Here is a 23767-nt window from a genome sequence, read left to right as displayed (position 1 = left end):
CTGTTATATTAACGATAAATGTATTCTGGCTTTGGACATCACTCAATACAGACATTGATGAGTAAGACTTCCTGTAGACTATCATTCAATGGCTGCCATTAATTATAAATAAAAAACAATCGCAGAAAAGTCACTTCTCTAAACATTAAGAGTTTTTGTCATGAAACTTCCCAAACATGCACCAGAAAGTACTTTAATTGAGGCAGGTAAACCACATTAAAAATATATACAAAGCTGTCACAATATAAATAAAATACAAATATATCAATCATTTACAAATAAACAATCATTTCAATAAAACCGCCAAAAACCACTCGATACAGAATTATCTCAAAACAACACAGCCCCATTTCAACATATTTATCCGGCAACATATCAGGTGTACATTAGCTTTCACCCAGTCCACTGAGATAAGGATCCATAATTACCTTTAGGTAAGTACCCCGTAACATCACTGCATTCAGATTTAATGTTCTCATTTATGGCCTTTAACCCTGAGTTTAAAGGCGGCCGTGTTATGCAATGGATTCATGATAAACAAATGGCAAATAGATATGGAAAGATCGCTTCGCTTCAATACGTTATTCTTTTATCGCGCCCCAACATTATTGTTTCTGTTATTCCTCTTTCCTGTTCTGGCTCAGGCGACTGAATCCGTTTATGAGCAACAGATTCAACAGGCGCGTAACGGTAATTACTCGCCGTTTCTCGATTATCTTCAGCGTTATCAGCAGCAGCATGCCCTGACGCCTGATCAAGTTGCGGACTGGTTACAGGTTGCGTCCTGGGCAGGTCATGATGACGAGGTTATTCAGGTCTGGCAGCGTTACGGTATTTATATGCCGCTGCCCGCCCACGGCGTTGCTGCCGTCGCGCAATCCTGGCGGAATAAAAAAGCCTGGCAGCCAGCCCTGGCGCGCTGGAAAGAGGCGCGTAGCCTTGCGCCGGATAACGACGAGTATCGTATCGGCTACATAAAAACTCTCGCCGATGCCCGCATGGACGCGCTTGCCCTGCAGGAAGCCCAACGGCTGGTAGCGGAAAATCCTTCTCAGGCACATCTTGAGACGCTCTCGTATGTCTGGTTACGCCAGGGAAAAAGCTGGGATCGGCTTCTGGCAGACACGCGCGCGCTGAATATCGCGCCTGAGAATAAAGCGCTCCTCAGCGAGCTAATCGACGCGCTAACGGATAGCCGGGTGAACACCCCCGCGCTGCAGCTTTCACAAAGCGTCACGCTGTCTCCCGCGGAGCGTCGCCGTCTTGAGCGTAATGCCGCCGCCGAACGGGTTCGCCTCGCCGATGTGCCCGGCAGAACAGAAAAGGAGCGCCTGCAGCTTGCGCAATCCACGCTGAATCGTTACGACGATCTGCTTTCCCGCTGGCAAAAAGATCCGCAGGCGGCGGAAGACGTCGTTCTGGCGCGTATAGACAGGCTTGGCGCGCTATACGCCCATGCTGATTACCCACGGGTGATTAGCGAATATCAGGATCTTACGGCAGACCAGCATCCGGTGCCGGGCTGGGCAATCGGCTGGGTCATCTCCGCATATCTTCAGGAGAAAAACGCGGCCGCCGCCTTCGCGCTTCTGCAACGCTATCCGCAATACGCTTCCGACCCGCAGGACGAGGAGCACGCGCTTTTCTACGCCTGGCTGGATACGGGAGATTATCAATCCGCCCGCCGATATGCTGAGCGCCAGACCCGCAACGTCCCGTGGACCCGCTACGATTTCGGCTCCCCAACCCCTCAGCCGAACGATCGATGGCTTACCGGACAGTCGCTCCGCTTTAACTATTTGCTGGCGACGAATGCCCTGCCGGAAGCCGAAACGCTGGCGCACCGTCTGGCGACAACGGCGCCGGGTAATCAGGGATTACAGATTGACTACGCCACCCTGCTTCAGGCGCGGGGCCTGCCGCGTGCGGCCGAGCAAACGCTGAAAAAGGCGGAGGCGCTGGAGCCGTCCAATACAGAGCTAGAGCAACAGCAGGCTTACGTCGCAATGGATCTACAGGAGTGGCGACAGATGGATTTACTGGCCGACGACGTGCTTGCCCGCGCGCCTGCCGACCGCAGCGCCAGGCGTCTCGACAGGCTCAGGACGGTCCACCACATGTCCGAGCTGCGCCTCAACGCGAGCAAGGGTTTGCACTCCGATAGCCCCGTCAGCGGGACGCACGACCTGAGCTGGGACGCCACGCTCTATGGCCCACCCGTAGCGGACAGCTGGCGGCTGTTTGCGGGTACCCGCTACGCGCAGAGTAATTTCGATGAAGGCAAAGGCACCAGCCGTCACCTTTTGGGCGGCGTCGAGTGGCGACCACGCGACCTCCAGCTCGAAGCCGAGCTTTCCAGCAACCGCTATCACGGCGAAAACAAGCCGGGCGCTCGCCTCGCAACAACGTACTTTGTGAACGATAGCTGGCAGGTCAGCGGCAGCCTGGAACGCCTGTCGCGCACTACGCCCCTTCGGGCGTTACGCAACGGCATTAGCGCCAACCGGGGTGAAGGTGGGGTGCGCTGGTATCAAAACGAGCGGCGTGAGTACCAGTTCAGCGCCGCCCTCAGCCGCTTCTCCGACCATAACCGTCGCCAGGAATATACCCTCACGGGCAAGGAGCGTCTCTGGCAGACCCCGTCCCTGACGCTGGATCTCGAGCCGGGGATCGCCGCCAGTAAAAACAGCCTGCGCGACACGCTCTACTACAACCCGGCGCGGGATCTGTCCGTGACGGCGGCCCTGGCCGTTGACCATGAAATGGTCCGCCATTACGACACCCTCTGGAGCCAGCAGTTCGTGGTCGGAGGCGGCAGCTACTGGCAGAAAAATCAGTCCGCTGGCGCCATCGCCCTGCTGGGTTACGGACAGCGCGTTCAGTGGAACAACGTTATTGATACCGGCGTGATGCTGAACTGGGATAAACGCCCTTACGACGGCAAACGCGAGAGCAATCTCTCCGTCACGTTTGACGCGACTTTACGCTTTTAAGGATGAATATGCTGAACACACGTTTTTCCGTGAGCCTGATACTCCTCGGCTGGCTCTGCCTCAGCGCAAATGTCTGCGCGCAGGCGATCTCGTTCATTGCGCCCAAAGAGAGGCCGCAACTGGAGGCGAGTAAACCCTGGCCGAAGAACCAGTTTCTGGTCCTGGCCTACCACGACGTCGAAGACGATGCCGCCGATCAGCGCTACCTCTCCGTTCGCACCAGCGCGTTAAACGAGCAGATAAGCTGGCTGCTGCACAATGGCTACCACGCCATCAGCGTGCAGGACATTCTTGACGCGCATGACGGGAAAAAAACGCTGCCGCCAAAAGCCGTTCTGCTCAGCTTTGACGACGGCTACAGCAGCTTTTACACCCGCGTCTGGCCGCTGCTTCAGGCCTGGAACGTCCCCGCGCTGTGGGCGCCGGTGGGCAGCTGGGTGGATACGCCGGCAAATCAAAAAGTTAACTTCGGCGGCCTGATGACGCCCCGCGATCGCTTCGCGACGTGGGACATGGTGCGCGAGCTCAGCCACTCCCCGCTGATTGAGATCGGATCGCATACCTGGGCCTCGCATTACGGCATTCCGGCCAACCCGCAGGGCAGCCGCGAGCCGGCCATCGCCAACCGCTTTTATGACAAAGCCACGGGTCGCTATGAAACCGACCAGCAGTTCAACCAGCGGATCGGCGATGACGTTCGCAAAGTGACTGAAAAAATTACTCAGGTGACGGGCAAGGCGCCGCGCGCCTGGGTCTGGCCCTACGGCGCCGCCAGCGGTACGTCGCTCGCTATCGCCAGACAGCAGGGTTACCAGCTGGCCTTTACCCTTGAGGACGGGCTGGGGAACGTGCAGGATCTGGGCAACATCCCCCGCCTGCTGATCGCCGGGAATCCCTCGCTCAAGGCGTTTGCCAGCACGGTCAGCCAGGTTCAGGAGCGCGATCCCGTGCGCGTCATGCACGTCGATCTCGATTACGTTTACGATCCCGATCCGGCCCAGCAGACCCAAAACATCAACAGGCTGATCCAGCGGGTTTACGACATGAAGATCAGCCATGTTTTCCTGCAGGCGTTTGCCGACCCGCAGGGCGACGGCAGGATCAAGGCGCTCTATTTCCCCAACCGTCGGCTGCCGGTTCGGGCCGATCTCTTTAATTTTGTCGCCTGGCAGCTGCAAACCCGCGCCGGGGTAAAAGTCTTCGCGTGGATGCCGGTGCTCTCGTTCGATCTCGATCCTTCCCTGCCGCGCGTGCAGCGCCGGGATCGTCAAACCGGCCAGCGGCGCGAAGCCACCGAGCCCTATATCCGGCTCTCCCCGTGGGACCCGCGGGTGCGCCAGCAGGTGACGGATATCTATGAAGACCTGGCTCGCTATGCCAGCTTCAACGGGGTTTTGTTCCATGACGATGCGGCGCTGACGGACGTGGACGATGCCGGTCAGAACACCACGCGTCAGAAAAGCCAGACGCTTATCGGGTTTACCCACGCCCTGAGCCTGGCGGTGAAGCATATCCGTGGCCCGCAGATAAAAACCGCCCGCAATATGTTCGCCTTACCCATTCTGCAGCCCGAAAGCGAAGCGTGGTTCGCGCAGAATCTTGATGATTTTCTGGCGGAGTACGACTGGACGGTGCCGATGGCCATGCCGCTGATGGAGTCCGTTCCGGCAGACGAGAGCGATGCCTGGCTGACGCGTCTGGTTAACGCGGTCGCCGCACGCCCCGGCGCGCTTGATAAAACCATTTTCGAGCTGCAGGCCAGGGACTGGGACCAGAAACCGCAGCGCGCCGTGTCCGACAGCCAGCTTGCGCAGTGGATGCGCGTGCTCCAGCTGAACGGCGTCAAAAACTACGGTTACTACCCCGATGACTTCCTCAACAATCAACCTGATATCTCACGCATCAGGCCTGAATTTTCTTCGTACTGGTACCCTGACAATGACTGATCGCATTATCGCCTTCTCTATTTTATGTCTGGTATTCGGGTTGCCGTTAGGCGTGGCCGCCCTCTTTACCGGCGAACTGATTCTGGATTTCGTGTTCTTCTGGCCGCTGTTCATGTCGGTGCTCTGGATAACCGGCGGCCTCTATTTCTGGTTTCAGCTTGAACGCCACTGGTCGTGGGATAAAGACACGCCCGCCCCGACGCTCGCCGGTGAGCCGCTCATCTCCATTCTTATCCCCTGCTTCAACGAGGGAAGGAATGCCCGGGAGACCATCAGCGCCGCGCTGGATCAGCGGTATGAAAATATAGAAGTTATCGCCATCAACGACGGATCTTCTGACAACACCGCGCAGGTGCTGCAGGAGCTGGCGCAGGAACAGCCGCGCCTGCGGGTGATTAACCTCGCGGAAAACCAGGGAAAAGCGCTGGCGCTCAAGGCCGGGGCGGCGGCGGCGCGGGGCGATCTGCTGGTCTGCATTGACGGCGACGCCCTGCTTGACCGCGATACCGCCGCTTATCTGGTGGCCCCGCTGATTCAGTACCCCCACGTCGGGGCGGTTACCGGCAATCCGCGTATTCGCACGCGCTCCACGCTGATTGGCCGCATTCAGGTGGGCGAGTTCTCTTCCATTATTGGGCTCATCAAGCGGACGCAGCGGATCTATGGCCGGGTCTTTACCGTCTCCGGCGTCATCGCCGCGTTTCGCCGACAGGCGCTGGCGGACGTCGGGTACTGGAGTCCGGACATGATCACCGAAGACATCGACATCAGCTGGAAGCTTCAGCTGCGCCACTGGGATATCTTTTTTGAGCCGCGGGCGCTGTGCTGGATCCTGATGCCGGAGACGCTGAGAGGCCTGTGGAAACAGCGTCTGCGCTGGGCCCAGGGGGGCGCGGAGGTGTTTCTGGTTAACCTTCGCAGGATCGTGCGCTGGGAGCATCACCGCATGTGGCCGCTGTTTCTGGAGTACGCGCTGTCAACGCTGTGGGCCTTCGCGTACGCGATGACGGTGCTGCTGTTCCTCCTCAGCCAGGTTGCGCCTGTTCCCGCCAGGCTGACCGTGGAGAGCCTTTTTCCACCGGAGTTTACCGGGCTGCTGCTGGGCGTGATGTGCCTGCTGCAGTTCCTCGTCAGCTTGTACATCGAGCGGCGCTATGAACGTAAAGTGGCCAGCTCGCTTTTCTGGGTGATCTGGTTCCCGATGGTGTACTGGATGATCGGCCTGTTCACCACCCTCGTCGCATTTCCAAAAGTCATGCTTAAACGCCAGCGCGCCCGCGCGCGCTGGATCAGTCCGGACCGGGGAAAAGGGAGCATTTAATGAACGAAAACACCTTAATTTTGACCGAGCATCGGCTCTTGCCGCGTCTTTTTGATGCCGCGCTAACGCTGGTGGCGTGGGGAGGATTTCTGTTTTTCCTGTATGCCCGTCTGTGGATGCAGCTAACCGATGAGAGCGACCACCGCTGGAGCGTGATTATCGCGTCCTTTAATACGGTGTTGATCTACCTGCTGTTTGCCGCGCTCAACGGCTGGCTGCTGATTTTGTGGTATCAGTACAACCGCCGTCGCGCCCACGTGAGACGGCGCCAGCCGGGCTATTTTCACCAGGAGGAGCTGGCCCGCAGCTTTAACGTCTCACCGCAGATCATCTACGAGATGAGCCAGTACAACCTGCTGACGGTGTACCACGATCAGATTGGCCGCATCATCGATCTGAAGATCAACGAGCAGCAGGAAGAGGAAGAACTGTAGCGAAAAGCCCCCGCAGGAGACGCTGCGGGTTGAGGGATCCACAGTATTTTGTAGCAAGGAACATAACCTGACCTGAGCCGTATGTTCCCCCTCACCCCAGCCCTCTCCCTCAAGGGAGAGGGGGCCGTCCGTGTAGGCATTATTTTGTAGGCAATCCTCAGCCCTGCGGGGGGATTTTTATAGCGAGTCCTTCACCACAATCAGCGGCTCGATATCGCTCTCTTTCTTCACCACCAGCGAGTCATCGCCGCGCAGACAGGTTCCGCCGTAGTTCCCGCCCACGGTGAAGGTGCAGACCTGTATGTACTTGCCGTCGACCTTCGGCAGGCACCACAGCTGCTGGTAGATGTTTTTGCGGTCAACAAACTTGCCGCTGGATTTATCCAGCAGTTCGTCCTGGGCGCTGATGAGATCGATATTGCTGCCGCAGCGTCCGGCAATCGGCTTGACGGCATAGCCGGTCTGCTTCAGCAGATCGTTAACCTCAAAATCGGTGTCGAGCAGATAACGGTGATTCGGGAACAGCTGCCACAGGACCGGGAGAATCGCCTTGTTGCCGGGAATAACGGTCCACAGCGGTTCGAAGACCAGCACCTCCGGGCGCAGCAGGACGTCAATCAGGCGCACCTCGCCCTCGGGATGTCCGGTCCGAATAGGCACGGCGGCGTATTCGGTTTCGCTGACCTCGCGGATCTGCTCTATCGCCGTTTCCCACGCCCAGGTTTTCCACACGCAGTTGACGTGGCGACCTTCGTCGTCAATCAGCTGTCCGGCGGCATCCCAGCTGAGCGCCTCCAGCCCGTGCAGGATTTTGGTCTCGAACCCGGCCTGCATCAGCGAACGCTGAATAAAGAGCGCGTGATAGTCCTCTTCGACATCGTTGTCCTGCATGATGTGGACGAACGGCCGCGCGTGGCTGTGCTTCCACGCCCCGGTCAGCTCTTCCAGCAGCCCTTCCGCCGGGTTATGCCCGTTGCCGCGATAGCCGTTTTTCACCCACTCTTCGAGAATCAGCCCGCCCTCGGTATGGCAGGACGCGGAGTCGGCGTTGTACTCGTAGACCTTAATGCCGCGCTCATCCATGCAGAAATCCATACGACCGGTGATCATATGGTGGCGACGCCACTGCCAGGAGAGGCGCAGGCGCGGCCAGAGGATTTTCGGGATGTCGAAAAGCGCCAGCAGGCTGTCGTCTTTCAGCACCTTGTCCGTCGCGTGCAGGTACATCAGGTGCAGTTCGTTGGTGGCCTTGATCAGCTCCTGCTCGGCGCTTTCGGTAATGGTGAAGTACTGGCAGGGATCTTTGTTGATCACATGGCCGTTGGCGCGGATATACGCCTGCTGCAGCGCGTCATTTTCGTTAAGCCATTTTCCGTCGAACTGACGCTTGTTTTTCAGCCGCGCGCCGCTGATTTTCAACAGTTCGCCGTCGATTTCCGGCTGGGGAATGCTGTATTCCGCGTCGTCGGTCTGGATCATCCAGCCGAGAATCTCCGTGTCGTTGAAGGTGTCATGGATCGTGTAACATCCGTTCTCCACGCTCAGACGCAGCTCGCGCGTCCACTGCTGCCCGAGCGGCAGCGGGGAGTGAATCACGTTCTGCTCCGCAATTCGCACCCTATCGTCGAGAAGCTGGGTGATCACCGCCACGTGGCCGGTCTCGTGAAACTCGCCGCCCTTTTGCCAGATCAGCAGCGCCCCGGCGCGCGGCGCGCGTTTTGAACCGTTGGCAAAGGCCTGAAGGGGCAGAATGTTATCGTTCACCACCTGGCGCAAAAAGCGCAGGGAGAAGATTTCCCACGCCATGCCGACGTCGGTAAACACGAAGCCATAGTTGAGAAACAGGAAACGGCGGGCAAACTCAACGCACTGCCACTTGTGGCCCATGTACTCGTTGCCGATATAGCTGCGAAAATCCGCGTCTTGCGGGTAGCTGCGCGGGTCCAGACTGCCGTAATTTGAAGAGTAAATCGCCACGCCACCGGGCGCATAGCCTAACAATGTCCCGAATGGCGCATCACTGCTTAACTTTCCTTTACGCATGTATCCAACCTAAAACAGGCAGGCGGCAATTTTTTTAAGGGTTGTCGTCGTCTGCACGTTGTAATTAACCTGACAGAGGGACATTTATCATACACCTGCGCGGCGCATTAACTACATGTTAAACAGCCAGCATGCCGCGAAATGCCCAGGCGCAATCTCCTGCATGGCTGGCTCCTGCGTCTGGCAAACCGGCATCGCGTGCGGGCAGCGGCTGCAGAACTTACAGCCCGGCAGCGCGGACGTGGGGCCAGGAATGTCGCCGCGCAGGGTGGCGTCTTCGAGGTTGCGGATGCGCGGATCGGGCTGGGGAACCGCTGCCAGCAGCGCGCGGGTGTAAGGGTGCGCCGGACGTTGATACAGTTCATTCGCCGGGGCCACCTCCACCAGTTTACCGAGATACATCACCCCAATGCGGCTGGAGATATGCCGCACCATGGAGAGATCGTGGGCGATGAACAGATAGGTTAGTCCCAGCTCCTGCTGCAGATCCTGCAGAATATTCACCACCTGCGCCTGCACCGAGACGTCCAGCGCCGAGAGCGGCTCATCGCACAGCACAAATTCAGGATGCACGGACAACGCGCGGGCAATACTGATGCGCTGGCGCTGCCCGCCGCTGAACTCATGCGGGAATCGTTCAAGGTGCTCGTGCTTCAGCCCCACTTTGTAGAGCAACGTTTCAGTGCGTTCCCGCTGTTCTTCGCGGCTGTAGCCGTGGATCTGCATCGGCTCGGCCACCAGCTGTCGCACCGTCATTCCAGGGTTGAGCGAGGAGTAAGGATCCTGAAAAATCGCCTGCATCCGTTTACGCAGCGGCTTAAGCTCTTTTTCACGGGCGTGGGCAATCGCCTGCCCGGCGAAGTGGATCTCGCCCGAGGTGATATCGAAAAGGCGCAGGATGGCGCGCCCGAGGGTGGATTTTCCGCAGCCGGACTCCCCCACCAGGCCAAACGTCTCGCCGGGCTGGATATCAAAGCTCACGCCATCAACCGCCTTCACGGCCACGCCTTTACGCAGCAAACCGCCGTTGAGCGGATAGTGCTTGCGCAGATCGCGCACGCTCACTAATGGCGCCTGTTGTTCATTCATGCCTGAATCTCCTTGTCGGCCCATAGCCAGCAGGCGGCGCGATGGCCCTCTCCGGCGGCGTAAAAGGCGGGCTGTCTTTCACACTGGGGCATACGCTTCGGGCAGCGTTCCGCGAACGGACAGCCCGGCGGCGGATTAAGCAGGCCAGGCGGCGAACCTTCAATGGGCGATAAACGCTGATTGACCTCATCCGGACGCGGCAGCGAGGCCAGCAGCCCCTGGGTGTAAGGATGCGCAGGGCGATAAAAAATGTCCTCCACGCTCCCCTCCTCCATTACCAGCCCGCCGTACATCACCACCACGCGGCTGCAGACCTGCGCCACCACGCCGAGATCGTGAGTGATCAGCAAAATCGCGGTCCGGGTCTGCTGTTGCAGACTTTTCAGCAGGCGCAGGATCTGCGCCTGAATGGTCACGTCCAGCGCGGTGGTCGGTTCATCGGCGATCAGCAGCTTAGGGTTGCAGGAGAGCGCAATGGCGATCATCACCCGCTGGCGCATCCCGCCGCTGAACTCGTGGGGATACTGGTCGTATCGCCGTTCCGCCCCGGCAATGCCTACCTGTTCCAGCATGGCGATGGCCGCCGCTTTGGCCGCTTTTTTGCTGAGTCCTTTGTTGCGCATCAGGATCTCAGCCATCTGCTTGCCGATGGTCAGCACCGGATTCAGGGCGGTCATCGGATCCTGAAAAATCATCGCGATCTCGTTGCCGCGGATGGCGCGCATCTGCGCGGGCGTTTTCTGCGCCAGATCCTCATTCTGGAAGCGGATGCTGCCGCCGGTTATCCGTCCGTTGCTCCCCAGAAGCTGGATAATCGACTTGCAGGTGACGCTTTTCCCGCAGCCCGACTCGCCGACGATGCCGACGAGTTCCCCCGGCTGAACCTGAAAGCTCACGCCGCGCACCGCGTGAACCTCGCCCTCCCGGGTGCGGAACGTGGTTTGCAGGTTCTCAAGCGCTAATAAGTTACTCATCGCGATTCGCTCCCGGCTCAAAGGCGGTACGGAACACATCGCCCAGCACGTTAAAGCTGAACACCGTCAGCAGGATCAGAATGCCGGGGAACATCGCCAGCCACGACGCTTCGCCAATATAAGACTGGGCGTTGTTAAGCATACTTCCCCACGACGCCGCGGGCGCCTGCACGCCCAGCCCTAAGAAGCTGAGCGTTGACTCCATCAGAATGGCCGAGGCGATATTGAGCGTGGCCGCCACGATAATGGTCGGCAGCACGCCGGGAATAATGTGGCGCACGATGATGCGCAGCGGATGCTCTCCCGACGCGCGGGCATAAAGCACGTACTCGCGCTCTTTCACCGACAGGGTTTCAGCACGCACCAGACGCGACATGTTCATCCACGTCAGCAGGCTGATAATCAGAATGATGTTATCCACGCCCGGCTTGAGGTAAGCATTCACCACCAGCAGCAGGAAGAAGGCCGGAATGGCCATCAGGATATCCACGGCGCGCATCATCAGGTTATCCAGCCAGCCGCCAAAATAGCCGCTCACCGTTCCCACCACCGTGCCGATAAGCGTGGAAAAGAGCATCGCCAGAAAACCGACCATCAGGGAGATCTGGCCGCCATACAGCGCGCGGGTGAAGTAGTCGCGGCCGTATTCGTCGGTGCCGAACCAGTGCGCGGCATCCGGCGGCAACGTGCGCGCGCCGAGCGACATCCGATCCGGATCGTACGGGCTTAACCCCGCACAGAGCGCGGCGACGACGAAAATAAAAAGCACAAACAGAGAGAACTGCGCCGGACGGTTGCGGCGCAGCTGGTGACGAACCTGCTGCCAGCGTCTGCTCATCCGGGTTACCTCAGCGTACGAATGCGGGGATCGGCGAAGCGATAAAGCACGTCGGCGATCAGGTTACCGACGATCAGCATCATCGACGAGAGCATGATGATCGCCATAATCAGGGGGTAATCCAGCGAGGCGATCGACTGGATCCCGAGCAGCCCCATCCCCGGCCAGGAGAAGACGCTTTCCGTCACATAGGCCCCCACAATCAGCTCACCGAACGACAGGCCGAACAGGGTAATCACCGGCAGCAGCACGTTTTTCAGAACGTGCCGAAACAGAATACTGGAACGCGTCGCGCCGTAGGCAAGCTGGGTTTGCACGTAGTCGGCCGAGAGCTGCGAGATGGTGTTGGAGCGGATGTAGCGCACGTAGCTGGAGAGGTTGTAGAACGTGAGGGCAATACACGGCAGCACGCCGTGACGCAGCAGATCCAGCCCGTTATCCTCCATGCCGATGGTGCGCATCCCCATGCTGGGGAACCAGTTAAGCTGCACGGCAAAAACGGTGATGAGCAAGATGCCGAACCAGAATATCGGAACAGAAATGCCGATATAGGCGAATATATTGAGCAGATGATCCAGCCAGCGGTGCTTAAATGCCCCGGCCAGCAGGCCCAGCGGGATCGCCAGCACGATCGCCATCAGCAGCGACGCGCCCATCAGCCCCAGCGTGGCCGGTATGCGTTCGCCGATCATCTCCAGCACCGGGCGGTGATAAATCAGCGAATAGCCGAGATCGCCCTGCAGGACGTTTTTCAGCCACAGGACGTACTGCGTGACCAGGGGCTTATCCAGCCCCAGGCTCTGGCGAATACGTTCGATATCCTCCGGGGCCATACGCGGCGTAATGTACGCCGCCACCGGATCGCCGGGCGCGAGCTTGACCAGCAGAAACGCCACCAGTGAAATAAAAAACAGCATCGGCAGCAGCTGCAGCAGCCGACGCGTGAGGAGTGTGTTCACGACGTGCCCTTTCAAAAGCCCCGACCTGACGGCCGGGGCAATCACTTATTTCTGATAGATTTTTGACAGATCCTGGAACAGATAGACCGGTTTCGGCTCCGCTTCCTCGGTGCCGCCAAAACGCTTGTCCACCGCGACGGTCGCATTGGTATAGGCGATCGGGTAGTAGGTCATGTCGTTCGCCACGGTCTGCTGAATTTGCTTATAGATATCGGCACGTTTCGCGGCGTCGGTTTCCACTGCGCCTTTATCCCACAGGGCATCAAACTGCGGATTTTTGTAGTGCGCGTAGTTATAGGCTTCGTTGCTCATGAACAGCGATTTGTAACCGTCCGGCTCGGAGCCCATGATGTAGCCGCCCAGGTTCAGCTCCCACGCGGTATTGTTCATATCGAGGCTGCGCTGAGACATGGCGTTGGAGTCCAGCGGCATCAGCTCCACGTTCACCCCAATGCCCTTCAGCGCCTGCTGAATGTAGAGCGCCATGCTCTCCTGGGTTTTGTTGGTGTTCACATACGCCAGGCGCAGCTTGAGGTTGTCCGGCGCGCCGGACGTCTTCAGCAGCTCTTTGGCTTTTTGTAGATCGAACTTGTACTGTTCGACGTCATCCGTCTTGTAAAGCGTATCTGGCGTCAGGAACGAGGTCGCCGGTTTAGCGTAGTCCAGCGAGGTAAACGCGGTCTGGGTGAGCTCGTCTTTGTTGATGGCATACGCGATGGCCTGGCGCAGCGCTTTGCTCTTCATCACCGGCACGTTCTGGTTGAACGTCATATAGGCCAGACGGCCTTCCGGATAGACCACGAAGTCAAACTTACCGGTATTTTTCAGGCGGTTCACGTCCTGCGGGTCAACCATCTTGAGATTGATTTCCCCGTTTTGCAGCGCAAGGTTGGCGGCGTTGCTGTCTTTGGCGAAACGGTAGGTGACCGAATCAAGCTTCGCTTTGCCGTTCCAGTAATCGTCAAAACGGGTCAGGGCGTAATACTGCCCGGCGCGGTACTCTTTAAATTTGAACGGCCCGGAGCCGACCGGCGCATCGTTTTTGCTGCTCTTTTCCAGGTCGCCTTCACCGGCGAACACGTGCTGCGGAATCGGGTAGATTTGTACCAGGGTGCCGGTAAAGGCCGCGCTGACCTGCGGTAGGGTGAACTTGACGGTGCGCTCATCCACCTTGCTCACCTGTACCGGCTTGTCGCCGTAGGTGAACATGCTGCGGAAGAAGCTGTGCTGTTTGGCATCCAGCAGCTTATTGAAGGTGAAGACCACGTCGTCCGCCGTCAGCGGCTGGCCGTCCTGCCATTTCAGATTGGGTTTTAGCGTCAGGGTATAGCTCAGGTTGTCGGCGGAAGGCGTCAGGCTTTCCGCCAGGCCCCACTCAATGTTGCCGTTATTAAAGCTGTACAGCGGGGCATAGAGCGCCTGCATGATCGTTAACGTCGTACGGTCACTGGCATAGAGCGGATTAACGGCTAACGGGTCGCCGGAGGTAATTCCAATAATTAGCGAACCGCCCTCTTTTGGCGCGTCGTTTTTTGCCGCTGAGGGCGTATTTGTCTCTTTATTTTTCGCATCATCACAGCCCGCCAGGCCTAACGCGAGCGAAACGACCACTGCCGATAACAGAAGCTTGCGCATCTCACTAACTCCTTGCCTTATAAAGTGTTTATTACTGCATCTTTTATTTATGTTGAAGCATCATATTCAGCTTTATCGGTTTACGCATTAATTATGAAAATGCGATTTTCGATTAAGCTTATGCCGGATTTGATATATATAAGCGCCGGAAGGAATAGCGGTTAATTGATTGCGCTCGCAACGTTAAACGGTTCACAAATCTCCTGCTACACTGCCTCAACACATCACTCAAAAGGCAGGCCAACATGTCAGACAACACGTATCAGCCACCAAAAGTGTGGGAATGGAAAAAGAACGGCGGCGGCGCGTTCGCCAACATCAACCGCCCGATTTCCGGCGCGACCCATGAGAAAGATCTGCCCGTGGGCTCCCACCCGCTGCAGCTTTACTCTCTCGGAACACCGAACGGTCAGAAAGTGACGATCATGCTCGAAGAGCTACTGGCGCTGGGCGTGACGGGCGCAGAATACGACGCATGGTTGATCCGCATCGGCGAGGGCGATCAGTTCTCCAGCGGGTTTGTTGAGGTGAACCCGAACTCGAAAATACCGGCGCTGCGTGACCACTCCACGAACCCGCCAACGCGCGTCTTTGAATCCGGCAATATCCTGCTCTATCTGGCAGAGAAATTCGGTCACTTCCTGCCGAAAGATCCGGCGGGACGCACCGAGACCCTGAACTGGCTGTTCTGGCTGCAGGGCGCAGCGCCGTTCCTCGGCGGCGGCTTTGGCCACTTCTACAACTATGCCCCGGTAAAAATTGAGTACGCGATTGACCGCTTCACCATGGAAGCCAAACGCCTGTTCGACGTGCTGGATAAACAGCTGGCGCGGGGTCGCTACGTGGCGGGTGAGGAGTACACCATCGCGGATATCGCCATCTGGCCGTGGTTCGGCTGTGTGGCGCTGGGCAGCGTCTATAACGCCGCCGAGTTCCTCGACGCAGAGAAATACACTAACGTGCAGCGCTGGGCGAAAGACGTGGCGAATCGCCATGCCGTTAAGCGCGGCCGCATCGTTAACCGCACCAGCGGCGAGCTGAACGAGCAGCTCCACGAACGCCACGCGGCGAGCGACTTCGATACCAATACGGAAGATAAGCGTCAGGCGTAATGTTCAGCCGGGCGGGTCCCCGCCCGGCAACTGAGATCCCAGCCCAGGGCATGATTAGCTTAAAGGTTGAGCCGGTATTGCTGGCACTATCTGGACGTTTTTCTCGCGTGAGAAACGACGTCTCAACCGACAGCAGTCACAAAGGATCTGTTATGAAACTTATTAAAACAACGCTGGTTATCAGCGCCCTCATTTTTTCCACCTCGGGAATGGCTATCGACAAAACCGCCGCTGGCGCGGTAGCAGGCGCGGCCATTGGTGCGGCCACGGGCAAAGATCTGAAATCGACCGTTGGCGGCGCCGTCGTGGGCGCAGGCACAGGTGCCATGTTCAAAAACGGCGGCAAAGGTAAAGCCGCGCGTAAGGGCGGCGCGGTAGGTGCTGCCGTAGGCGCAGGTGCCGCGGCGGTTACCGGCAAGAGCGTGCTGAAAGGTGCAGCCGTTGGTGCGGGCACGGGCGCGCTGATTGGTGAAGCGACGCACTGATAAATACAGCCGGGCAGCGCTCTGCAAGCCCGGCCTCGTTGTTATGCAGTCATCCCTCCGCACAAGGTCTCAAATTTTTGCGATCTGCTTTCAGAAATCACATCTTCCCCACTGCCACAACCCTGTGAACAGTTGCCTGTCGTAGCCTGAAGATTACAATGCATTTGCTTATCGTAAACTACAGGCTACAATAATGGCTAAGGTCAAACACTACATCACAGCAGACGGGTACGACCCTTTTGATGCATATCTGAGAAGTGTGAAAGATCCCATAGCTAAAGCCATGATTGCTACACGTGTCGCCAGAATGTCTACGGGTAACTATGGTGATTGCAAGCCATGCAGAGAGAGCGTTTCAGAACTCAGGATTGACCAGGGGCCGGGTTACCGCGTCTATTTCAGCGAAGTCTTCGATCCGGCAGATGGCGCAGTGAGTCTGGTGCTATTGACTGGAACGAAAAAAAAGCAAAATGCAGATATTGTCAGGGCCGTTGAGTATCTCAACGACTACAAGCGCAGGATATAAGAGGAAATCGGAATGGCTAAATCAGTACTTCATGATGACGCAATGGTACAGCTCCTGAAAGATTCTCCGGATTTCGCGCCCGTATATCTTCATCAGGCTTTTATTGAAATTGACGAGCCTGGAGGCTATGAGGCGTTCATGCTGGCTTTACGACATGTGATTGAAGCCTCTGGCGGGATGACCGTCATTGCTAAACGTGCAGGCATTTCTCGCGAATCACTTTATAAATCACTCTCACCAAACGGTAACCCCTCATTTAAGCGTATCGCAGAAGTGGCATCCGCAACGGGATACCCGATTTCCCGAATTGCAGCTGCAGGGTTAAATGCACCAGCGTGGGACGCACGTCAAAATACGCCCTAAGTTCTGGCCGGGCGAAGCATCAATGACGATCGTCATACTGAAACGCTACTGGAAAAGGCGGTAAGAGATATGCCTGCATGCCGCCTTACCTGTTGCATTAATACTTAATGTCCCGCGCTTTTTGTCTTCCGGACTGTTTCATCTGACGCTTGTCCTGACGGCAGTCGTGATTACTCTGGTTATTGTTCGCCACGCAGGTCTGCTTCACCTGCCGCGACGCGTCGCGGGTTTCCTGCCTGACATCACGCGCCACGCGCCGCTCCTGCGCCTGCTGGGTCGCACTGGCAGAAACCGAGAATAGCATCAGAAAAATGAAAGAAAGGACAGGAATGACAGATAACGATCTGTTCACAGCAACACCTCGAAGAAGAGAGCCCAGAACGTCAGGGGGGTTAGCAAAAGAATAGCAGTTTCAGAAGGAGCTGAATGGGGAAGGCGTTAATAATATAAGGCCGCACAAGGCGGCCTTATAGGTTGCGTTATACCGTCAGGCGGAACTTCTGCACCGAGCGCTGAAGCTCTTCGGTCTGGCGCTCCAGCGCCGCCGCTGCCGCAGAAACCTCTTCAACCAGCGAGGCGTTTTGCTGGGTAACGCCATCCATCTGGGTAATGGCAATCCCGACCTGCGAAATACCCTTGCTTTGCTCCTCAGAGGCGGAAGCGATTTGCTTCATGATGGTCGTCACTTCCGTCACGTCGCGCAAAATCGCATCCATGGTGGTGCCGGTGTCGCTCACCAGCTGCGCCCCCTGCTCTACGCGGGAAACGGAATCGGTAATCAGCCCCTCAATCTCTTTAGCCGCGTTGGCGCTGCGGCTTGCCAGGTTACGAACTTCACCTGCCACCACGGCAAAACCACGCCCCTGTTCACCCGCGCGCGCCGCTTCAACCGCCGCATTGAGTGCCAGAATATTGGTCTGGAAGGCAATGCTGTTGATCACGTTGGTGATTTCAGCAATTTTCTTCGAGCTTTCCGAAATACCGCTCATGGTGGTCACCACCTCTTCCACCAGCGAGCCGCCGCGGCTGGCGGTAGTTGAGGCGACATCGGCCAGCTGGCTGGCCTGACGCGCGCTTTCCGCGTTCAGTTTCACCGTGGCGGTCAGCTGTTCCATGCTGGCTGCCGTCTCTTCCAGCGCAGCCGCCTGCTCTTCGGTACGGGAAGAGAGATCGTTGTTACCGCTGGAGATTTCTGTCGCGCCGCGCCAGATATTTTCACTGCCGGAGCGAATCGTGCTGACCGCTTCGCGCAGGCTGTCCTGCATCGCGCTCAGCAGCGGCACCAGCTGCCCCACGCAGTTGCGGCCGAACGGCTCAATGGGCTGGCTGAGATCGCCCTGGGCAATCTGGCGGAACTGCTGGCGAATGCGAGCCAGCGGTTTGACCAGCATCGCCACCAGGTAACGGTCGGTGAAGAGCAGGATCAGCAGGCCGATAATCGTGGCGACGATAATCACCGTGCGGGTCATGCTTGTCAGGCCGTCCACCACCACGCGGGTGCTGTCGAGCGACTTCGCGGCGGCATTGTTGAACGCCTCAGCGGCCGCACCGAACGCGCGGCTCAGCGGTGGCGTGACGTTGTTGGCCTGCTGGCGATACCCCTCCAGAGCCCCCTGCTTCGCCTGCTGCATTTGCGGCGTAACGCCCTGTTCGAGCAGCGCCTGCCAGGAGCCGATCACCCGGGAAGAGACCTGCTCGTCCATCGGGCCTGGGGAGATCGCTTTCATCTCGGCCAGTTTCTTGCCCATGTTATCCAGCGCCTGTTGGGCAGAGGACAGATCCGGCGTGCCGCCTGCGGCTTTGACTTCCATCGCACGGCTCAAACGGGTCACAAAGCGGAAATATTGATCGTTACCCTGGCTGAGTACCGTCATCTGTTTAACCAGCTGGCGATCGACTTCATTGCCATCCGATACGCGAGAAAGGGACCAGGTGCTGTACAACCCAACGCCCGCCCACATTAAACAAAAGATCCCGAGAATCGTCAGCATGACGAAACGGATCGTGAAATTACGGAGCATATTCATAAGTCTTCCTTGCCGTGAGGGTGAGTTCGCCCAGAGGCGAGTACTACTCTCGTTATCGGCAGGAAAGAGGGAAATTATAACGTTTTGTGATCATTTTTAATTAGCGTGGCTTCACTGGTCACACAGCTGCCGTTAATCATTAGGCCCGCGCTTAGTGATGCAATTTGTGATGTGATAAGTGCAGAGTGGGAAAGCGCTTTGAATCTGTGGCAGGCGTCGTCGGATAAATAGTGCGGTCTGATGCCCTCACCCCAGCCCTCTCCCACAGGGAGAGGGAGAAAGGCCGCACCGAGCGGTCCCCTCGCCCCTTTGGGGAGAGGGTTAGGGTGAGGGGTAAGGTGTACTTTATTTCTTACTGATCTTATCCAGATACCCCATCACAAACGCAGACAGCACAAACGTCAGGTGGATGATGACGTACCACATCAGTTTGTTATCCGGCACGTTCTTCGCGTCCATAAACACGCGCAACAGGTGGATAGAGGAGATCGCCACAATCGACGCGGCCACTTTATTCTTCAGCGACGAAGCATCCATTTTGCCCAGCCAGCTGAGCTTCTCTTTACGCTCGTCGATATCGAGCTGGGAGACAAAATTCTCGTAGCCGGAGAACATCACCATCACCAGCAGCCCGCCCACCAGGGTCATGTCCACCAGCGACAGCAGAACCAGAATCAAATCCGCTTCGGCAATAGAAAAAATGTTCGGCAGAACATGCCAGATTTCCTGAAAGAACTTAATCGTCAGTGCGATAAGTGCCAGCGAGAGGCCAAAATAGACGGGAGCCAGTATCCAGCGGGAGGCGTACATGGCATTTTCAAAAAAGCGTTCCATAAAGTCCTGTTTGCAAAAGAAACCAGCGCCCAGTATATCTCAACGGCGCTGGCTGTTTGCAATAACTCAACGGTACGTCACTCAGACGTTGTCTGGGTTAACTTCGGGACGTGCGTACTCCGGCCAGACAAGCGCCACCAGTTCAGGATAGGCTTCCAGACTGAACTCGCGAAAACACTGACGCAAATTTAATACGTCCAGATCGGAATAAGAGACCTTCTCGCCGTTAAGACAGCGCTTTTTAATATTGTCATAATATTTATAGACTGCTGAATTCAGATCGCTACAGCGACGCTGCGCCTCAAACAGTCCAGGCGTGTCATTAATTTCCGACATTTTCATACGCTTAATTGTCGCGTGTAAAAAGTCGATATATTCGTGGTTCACCCGCCAGTACCAGACAGGCGTAACGGAGTTCATCAATACAGAGAAATGGTCTTCCCCTTCCTCTTTTGTCATCAGTTCAGGTTGCGGGGGTTCACTGGTGTCTTTCGACACTTTCGTTTTATTGAACTCCTGCATCAATAAAAGCACACCAGCGGTCAGTAATAGTAATGTGATGACCGTAAAAAAGATGCTGTTCATGGGTAGGCTCCATTTTTTTTGATTTTAAATTTGCCTCATGATATTGTCAACGAATCTCACGCCTTTACCAACCCCACCCTGTTGAAAATAAAGGAAATTAAAAATGCTGCCCGACTATCTCGTCCCGGCTAAGTACCACATTACGCCTGTGGAACAGCAACCGACGGAAGCAGAAAAAGAGGCCAGTTTCACTCAGGGGAAAAGAAAGCTCTCTGATTTCGAGCCCGATATATTAATTGGTGTTTCCCGAACTGGCAAATCCCGAAATATGTTGCTGGAAGAGCACGATCGCCATATAAAAGACCGCTTATTTCGCGCCATAAAAATTGAAGCCTTTGTCCACCTGCTGAATGACCTGCAGGCCGAGGGTGAAATAGATGCCCAGAAACTAAGTCAAATAATGGCCGAGAAAACCGAAGAAATTAATGAAGCGGGCAATGAAATTTGGCTTAATTTAATTACGCGCGAAAAAACAACCCAATCTTTTATAGCCTGGGGGAAGATTAACGTGAAAGAAGTTAAAAACAACGACGTTTATTTGACTTTAGATGATAAAAAAAGTGATGAATTTATCTTAAAGCAAAATCTCGACGCGCTAAGAAACACAAAAAATGACGAGATGACGCGTATTACGCAAGACCTGGTATCGATCCCGGCGACGCTGGTTCGTCTGAAATGGCAGAATCGCCGTGAAATTTATCCGCTACAGGTCAAAGAAGAGATTTACGGTGCCGTGATGAACGCCATTATAGAGCAGCGTCCCGAGCTGAAAGAGAAGCTTCTGGGACGTCTTGAGGCCAATTATCAGTATCTGCTTGCCAGAGAAATCGCCACCCTGCGTCTGACGCGCAAGCTGTCCGACGGTGAGTACCGTACCTCAAACGTCACCTGCGTGGCGCTTGATGAGGACGCGCTGGCAACCCCTTCTACCGCACCGACGGATAATAAAAACGCTTAAGCCGACAGGCATAAAAAAAGCCGGCTTTCGCCAGCTTCTTTATCACTTCGAGGCCGCTTTCTCTTCGCCGACCAGTCCAATCTTCAGGTAACCCGCCTGATGCAGCGTGTCCATTACCTTCATCATGGTTTCATAATCAACGGTTTTATCCGCGCGGAAGAAGACCGTGGTGTCTTTCTTACCGCCCGTAAGCTGCTCCAGCGCCGGGATGACCGAGTCGGCCGTCACCGGGTCGTTCCCGAGGAACATGGATTTATCCGCCTTTACCGACAGGTAGATAGGCTTCTCCGGGCGCGGCTGGGGCTGGCTGGAAGAGGCGGGCAGATTCACCTTCACATCCACCGTCGCCAGCGGCGCGGCCACCATGAAGATAATCAGCAGAACCAGCATGACGTCGATAAACGGCGTCACGTTGATTTCATGCATTTCGCCGTTATCGTCCAGATTTTCGTTTAGACGCATCGCCATACTCTTAACCTGCGCGCAGTTTAGACGCCGCGTGCACCGGCTTAACCGAGCTGGCGTTCAGGTCGAGATCGCGACTTTGCAGCAGCAGAACCTGCGCGGCAACGTCACCCAGCGTGGCTTTGTAGCTGCCAATCATGCGCGCGAAGATGTTGTAGATGACCACCGCCGGAATAGCGGCAACCAGACCGATTGCCGTCGCCAGCAGCGCTTCTGCGATACCCGGCGCAACGACCGCCAGGTTGGTGGTTTGGGTCTGCGCGATACCGATAAAGCTGTTCATGATGCCCCAGACCGTTCCGAAAAGACCGATGAACGGTGAGATCGCGCCGATGGTCGCCAGATAACCATTGCCGCGTCCCATGTGTCGGCCAACGGCCGCAACGCGACGCTCCAGGCGGAAACCGGTACGTTCTTTGATCCCTTCGTTATCTTCACTGCCAGCGGAGAGTTCCAGCTCGTTCTGCGCTTCGTTCACTAACAGGGTGGTCAGGCTTTTCGCGTGGAAGGATGAGGTCATATCTGCAGCCTGATCCAGAGAGCGGGCTTCAGCCAGCTGTAGCTGTTCCCGCTTAAGGCGACGCTTCTGCGAAAGCAGCTCGGCGCTCTTGCTGAAGAAAATAGCCCAGGTGACAACGGACGCCAGAATCAGGCCGATCATCACAATCTTAACCACGATGTCAGCATGCTGATACATGCCCCAAACGGAGAGATCCGTCTGCATCAAATTATTACCCACTCTGTATCTCCAGGACGCAAATCACAAAATCTGAGCGTAATAATATCAAAACGTCGTCGAATTGATAGTAGTTCTCATTAGTATTTGCATGGTGCCGTAATTTTCGTTCACTTTCCTTGCGCTTACGCAGTAAAAATTTCTTATGCAAATTTTTGCTAATATTTTCTGCTTATTCGATAAGCCTCGGGGTGCAGTTTTTTCCAATCGTGGTAGTCTGGACGTCCAGACGTATAAAAACAGGGTTAGCGAACATGACAAAGAAGCATCTTGATACCACGCTGGTACAGGCAGGACGCAGCAAAAAATATACGCAGGGATCGGTCAACAGCGTGATTCAACGAGCCTCCTCGCTGGTGTTTGATACCGTTGAGGAGAAAAAAATTGCCACGCGCAATCGCGCCAAAGGCGGGCTGTTTTATGGCCGTCGCGGCACGCTAACCCATTTCTCTCTTCAGGAGGCGATGTGCGAGCTGGAAGGCGGCGCGGGCTGCGCGCTGTTCCCGTGCGGGGCGGCGGCGGTCGCCAACACCATTCTGGCGTTTGTGGAACAGGGCGACCATATCCTGATGACCAACACCGCCTACGAGCCCAGCCAGGATTTCTGCACCAAAATCCTCAGCAAGCTCGGCGTAACGACCGGCTGGTTCGACCCGCTGGTTGGTGAAGGCATTGCCGAACTTATTCAGCCAAACACGCGCATTGTGTTCCTGGAATCTCCGGGATCGCTCACCATGGAAGTTCACGACGTGCCGGCTATCGTGAAGGCCGTGCGCAGCAAAGCCCCAGAGGCGATCGTTATGATCGATAACACCTGGGCGGCGGGCGTGCTGTTTAAAGCCCTGGAATTCGACATTGATATCTCGATTCAGGCGGCGACGAAATACCTGATAGGCCACTCTGACGGCATGATTGGCACCGCGGTTTCCAACGCGCGCTGCTGGGATCAGCTGCGTGAAAATGCTTACCTGATGGGCCAGATGGTGGATGCAGACACGGCCTACATGACCAGCCGCGGACTCCGCACGCTGGGCGTTCGTCTGCGTCAGCACCATGAAAGCAGCCTGAAGGTGGCCGAATGGCTGGCGCAGCATCCGCAGGTTGAGCGCGTGAATCATCCCGCGTTACCGGGCACTAAAGGCCACGAATTCTGGCAGCGTGACTTTACGGGCAGCAGCGGTCTGTTCTCGTTCGTACTGAAAAAACGGCTGAATAACGACGAGCTGGCGAGCTATCTGGATAATTTTACCCTCTTCAGCATGGCCTACTCCTGGGGCGGTTTTGAATCCCTGATCCTGCCTAACCAGCCGGAACAGGTTGCGGCTCTGCGTCCCGGCGGTGAAGTGGACTTCAGCGGTACCCTGATTCGACTGCATATCGGTTTAGAAAACGTTGACGATCTGATTGCCGATTTAGCAGCAGGGTTCGAGCGTATCGTGTAGAG

The 23767-nt window shown here is 56.5% G+C and carries 22 protein-coding genes and 1 pseudogene; 11 read left to right on the top strand and 12 right to left on the bottom strand.

Going from position 1 to position 23767, the window contains the following annotated elements; translation table 11 throughout:
• Window positions 1-554: 554 nt before the first annotated feature.
• The 4 genes from pgaA to pgaD are packed head-to-tail and all read left to right on the top strand — an operon-like array spanning window position 555 to window position 6694.
• Window positions 555-2993: a poly-beta-1,6 N-acetyl-D-glucosamine export porin PgaA gene (gene pgaA / locus ACWKXN_RS17010; RefSeq protein WP_454544058.1), complete on the top strand. Its 2439-nt coding sequence runs from the start codon at window positions 555-557 to the stop codon at window positions 2991-2993.
• A gap of 8 nt (window positions 2994-3001) precedes the next feature.
• Complete coding sequence (gene pgaB / locus ACWKXN_RS17005) at window positions 3002-4939, top strand: poly-beta-1,6-N-acetyl-D-glucosamine N-deacetylase PgaB (protein ID WP_454544057.1); 1938 nt, start codon at window positions 3002-3004, stop codon at window positions 4937-4939.
• Window positions 4932-6260 (top strand): poly-beta-1,6-N-acetyl-D-glucosamine synthase, encoded by a 1329-nt coding sequence (pgaC, locus tag ACWKXN_RS17000; RefSeq protein ID WP_059347680.1) that lies wholly within the window; start codon window positions 4932-4934, stop codon window positions 6258-6260. The genes pgaB and pgaC overlap by 8 nt, the downstream gene beginning before the upstream one ends.
• The gene (pgaD, locus tag ACWKXN_RS16995; protein ID WP_454544056.1) at window positions 6260-6694 is read left to right on the top strand and encodes a poly-beta-1,6-N-acetyl-D-glucosamine biosynthesis protein PgaD; all 435 of its coding nucleotides are present in this window, start codon (window positions 6260-6262) and stop codon (window positions 6692-6694) included. The genes pgaC and pgaD overlap by 1 nt, the downstream gene beginning before the upstream one ends.
• Window positions 6695-6871: 177 nt before the next feature.
• Here the strand turns inward: pgaD and gss are convergent, their stop codons facing one another.
• From gss to ACWKXN_RS16965, 6 genes are all read right to left on the bottom strand, one after another.
• Window positions 6872-8737: a bifunctional glutathionylspermidine amidase/synthase gene (gss, locus tag ACWKXN_RS16990; protein ID WP_454544055.1), complete on the bottom strand. Its 1866-nt coding sequence runs from the start codon at window positions 8735-8737 to the stop codon at window positions 6872-6874.
• Window positions 8738-8848: 111 nt separating this feature from the next.
• Complete coding sequence (locus ACWKXN_RS16985) at window positions 8849-9826, bottom strand: ABC transporter ATP-binding protein (protein WP_224979615.1); 978 nt, start codon at window positions 9824-9826, stop codon at window positions 8849-8851.
• Window positions 9823-10800: an ABC transporter ATP-binding protein gene (locus tag ACWKXN_RS16980; RefSeq protein ID WP_039262944.1), complete on the bottom strand. Its 978-nt coding sequence runs from the start codon at window positions 10798-10800 to the stop codon at window positions 9823-9825. The genes ACWKXN_RS16985 and ACWKXN_RS16980 overlap by 4 nt, the downstream gene beginning before the upstream one ends.
• Window positions 10793-11638 (bottom strand): ABC transporter permease, encoded by an 846-nt coding sequence (locus ACWKXN_RS16975; protein WP_033146638.1) that lies wholly within the window; start codon window positions 11636-11638, stop codon window positions 10793-10795. Before ACWKXN_RS16975 ends, ACWKXN_RS16980 begins: the two co-directional genes overlap by 8 nt.
• Window positions 11639-11643: 5 nt before the next feature.
• On the bottom strand, window positions 11644-12597 hold the full coding sequence (locus tag ACWKXN_RS16970; RefSeq protein WP_080973628.1) for an ABC transporter permease: 954 nt from the start codon (window positions 12595-12597) through the stop codon (window positions 11644-11646).
• A gap of 45 nt (window positions 12598-12642) precedes the next feature.
• Window positions 12643-14232, bottom strand: a complete 1590-nt coding sequence (locus tag ACWKXN_RS16965) for an ABC transporter substrate-binding protein (protein WP_182071642.1) — start codon at window positions 14230-14232, stop codon at window positions 12643-12645.
• 245 nt (window positions 14233-14477) lie between these two features.
• On the opposite strand from ACWKXN_RS16965, the gene yghU reads away from it, so the two are divergent.
• The 4 genes from yghU to ACWKXN_RS16945 all read left to right on the top strand — a co-directional run bounded on the left by yghU (window position 14478) and on the right by ACWKXN_RS16945 (window position 16718).
• A complete protein-coding gene (gene yghU / locus ACWKXN_RS16960) occupies window positions 14478-15344 on the top strand; it encodes a glutathione-dependent disulfide-bond oxidoreductase (protein WP_023309162.1) in 867 nt (288 codons plus the stop codon).
• Window positions 15345-15496: 152 nt separating this feature from the next.
• A complete protein-coding gene (locus ACWKXN_RS16955) occupies window positions 15497-15829 on the top strand; it encodes a hypothetical protein (RefSeq protein WP_029740720.1) in 333 nt (110 codons plus the stop codon).
• Window positions 15830-16022: 193 nt separating this feature from the next.
• A complete protein-coding gene (locus tag ACWKXN_RS16950) occupies window positions 16023-16355 on the top strand; it encodes a type II toxin-antitoxin system RelE/ParE family toxin (RefSeq protein WP_302224356.1) in 333 nt (110 codons plus the stop codon).
• Between the two features lie 12 nt (window positions 16356-16367).
• The gene (locus tag ACWKXN_RS16945) at window positions 16368-16718 is read left to right on the top strand and encodes a helix-turn-helix domain-containing transcriptional regulator (protein WP_045356040.1); all 351 of its coding nucleotides are present in this window, start codon (window positions 16368-16370) and stop codon (window positions 16716-16718) included.
• Window positions 16719-16815: 97 nt separating this feature from the next.
• Here the strand turns inward: ACWKXN_RS16945 and ACWKXN_RS16940 are convergent, their stop codons facing one another.
• From ACWKXN_RS16940 to ACWKXN_RS16925, 4 genes are all read right to left on the bottom strand, one after another.
• Window positions 16816-17070, bottom strand: a complete 255-nt coding sequence (locus ACWKXN_RS16940) for a hypothetical protein (protein ID WP_196367045.1) — start codon at window positions 17068-17070, stop codon at window positions 16816-16818.
• 127 nt (window positions 17071-17197) lie between these two features.
• Complete coding sequence (locus ACWKXN_RS16935) at window positions 17198-18745, bottom strand: methyl-accepting chemotaxis protein (RefSeq protein ID WP_454544054.1); 1548 nt, start codon at window positions 18743-18745, stop codon at window positions 17198-17200.
• A 345-nt stretch (window positions 18746-19090) separates the two neighbouring features.
• Window positions 19091-19579 (bottom strand): TIGR00645 family protein, encoded by a 489-nt coding sequence (locus ACWKXN_RS16930; protein WP_023309169.1) that lies wholly within the window; start codon window positions 19577-19579, stop codon window positions 19091-19093.
• An 81-nt stretch (window positions 19580-19660) separates the two neighbouring features.
• On the bottom strand, window positions 19661-20164 hold the full coding sequence (locus tag ACWKXN_RS16925) for an ESA_00282 family adhesion-associated protein (protein WP_023309170.1): 504 nt from the start codon (window positions 20162-20164) through the stop codon (window positions 19661-19663).
• Between the two features lie 103 nt (window positions 20165-20267).
• Between ACWKXN_RS16925 and ACWKXN_RS16920 the strand changes: the two are divergent.
• Together ACWKXN_RS16920 and ACWKXN_RS16915 are read left to right on the top strand one after the other, a co-directional pair.
• A pseudogene (locus ACWKXN_RS16920) lies at window positions 20268-20671 on the top strand (hypothetical protein).
• A gap of 1 nt (window position 20672) precedes the next feature.
• On the top strand, window positions 20673-21122 hold the full coding sequence (locus tag ACWKXN_RS16915) for a hypothetical protein (protein ID WP_032659963.1): 450 nt from the start codon (window positions 20673-20675) through the stop codon (window positions 21120-21122).
• Window positions 21123-21164: 42 nt separating this feature from the next.
• On the opposite strand, the gene exbD is transcribed toward ACWKXN_RS16915, so the two are convergent.
• Window positions 21165-21590, bottom strand: coding sequence for a TonB system transport protein ExbD (exbD, locus tag ACWKXN_RS16910; protein ID WP_023309173.1), 426 nt, complete (start codon window positions 21588-21590; stop codon window positions 21165-21167).
• A 4-nt stretch (window positions 21591-21594) separates the two neighbouring features.
• Complete coding sequence (exbB, locus tag ACWKXN_RS16905) at window positions 21595-22326, bottom strand: tol-pal system-associated acyl-CoA thioesterase (protein ID WP_047060385.1); 732 nt, start codon at window positions 22324-22326, stop codon at window positions 21595-21597.
• 251 nt (window positions 22327-22577) lie between these two features.
• Here exbB and metC point away from each other — a divergent pair, with 251 nt between their 5' ends.
• A complete protein-coding gene (metC, locus tag ACWKXN_RS16900) occupies window positions 22578-23765 on the top strand; it encodes a cystathionine beta-lyase (RefSeq protein WP_447782656.1) in 1188 nt (395 codons plus the stop codon).
• Window positions 23766-23767 lie beyond the last annotated feature (2 nt).

The sequence above is a fragment of the Enterobacter sp. UPMP2060 genome (assembly GCF_053709655.1).
This window is presented reverse-complemented; position numbering and strand designations above follow the sequence as displayed.

Excerpts from the sequence above, each read along its gene's own strand:
- ACWKXN_RS16980 (WP_039262944.1), bottom strand. The coding sequence starts at position 10,800 with ATGAGTAACTTATTAGCGCTTGAGAACCTGCAAACCACGTTCCGCACC.
- ACWKXN_RS16930 (WP_023309169.1), bottom strand. The coding sequence starts at position 19,579 with ATGGAACGCTTTTTTGAAAATGCCATGTACGCCTCCCGCTGGATACTG.
- yghU (WP_023309162.1), top strand. The coding sequence starts at position 14,478 with ATGTCAGACAACACGTATCAGCCACCAAAAGTGTGGGAATGGAAAAAG.
- exbD (WP_023309173.1), bottom strand. The coding sequence starts at position 21,590 with ATGGCGATGCGTCTAAACGAAAATCTGGACGATAACGGCGAAATGCAT.
- ACWKXN_RS16985 (WP_224979615.1), bottom strand. The coding sequence starts at position 9,826 with ATGAATGAACAACAGGCGCCATTAGTGAGCGTGCGCGATCTGCGCAAG.
- ACWKXN_RS16945 (WP_045356040.1), top strand. The coding sequence starts at position 16,368 with ATGGCTAAATCAGTACTTCATGATGACGCAATGGTACAGCTCCTGAAA.
- pgaB (WP_454544057.1), top strand. The coding sequence starts at position 3,002 with ATGCTGAACACACGTTTTTCCGTGAGCCTGATACTCCTCGGCTGGCTC.
- pgaD (WP_454544056.1), top strand. The coding sequence starts at position 6,260 with ATGAACGAAAACACCTTAATTTTGACCGAGCATCGGCTCTTGCCGCGT.
- pgaA (WP_454544058.1), top strand. The coding sequence starts at position 555 with ATGGAAAGATCGCTTCGCTTCAATACGTTATTCTTTTATCGCGCCCCA.
- ACWKXN_RS16925 (WP_023309170.1), bottom strand. The coding sequence starts at position 20,164 with ATGAACAGCATCTTTTTTACGGTCATCACATTACTATTACTGACCGCT.
- ACWKXN_RS16975 (WP_033146638.1), bottom strand. The coding sequence starts at position 11,638 with ATGAGCAGACGCTGGCAGCAGGTTCGTCACCAGCTGCGCCGCAACCGT.
- pgaC (WP_059347680.1), top strand. The coding sequence starts at position 4,932 with ATGACTGATCGCATTATCGCCTTCTCTATTTTATGTCTGGTATTCGGG.
- ACWKXN_RS16935 (WP_454544054.1), bottom strand. The coding sequence starts at position 18,745 with ATGAATATGCTCCGTAATTTCACGATCCGTTTCGTCATGCTGACGATT.
- ACWKXN_RS16965 (WP_182071642.1), bottom strand. The coding sequence starts at position 14,232 with ATGCGCAAGCTTCTGTTATCGGCAGTGGTCGTTTCGCTCGCGTTAGGC.
- ACWKXN_RS16955 (WP_029740720.1), top strand. The coding sequence starts at position 15,497 with ATGAAACTTATTAAAACAACGCTGGTTATCAGCGCCCTCATTTTTTCC.
- ACWKXN_RS16950 (WP_302224356.1), top strand. The coding sequence starts at position 16,023 with ATGGCTAAGGTCAAACACTACATCACAGCAGACGGGTACGACCCTTTT.
- metC (WP_447782656.1), top strand. The coding sequence starts at position 22,578 with ATGACAAAGAAGCATCTTGATACCACGCTGGTACAGGCAGGACGCAGC.
- gss (WP_454544055.1), bottom strand. The coding sequence starts at position 8,737 with ATGCGTAAAGGAAAGTTAAGCAGTGATGCGCCATTCGGGACATTGTTA.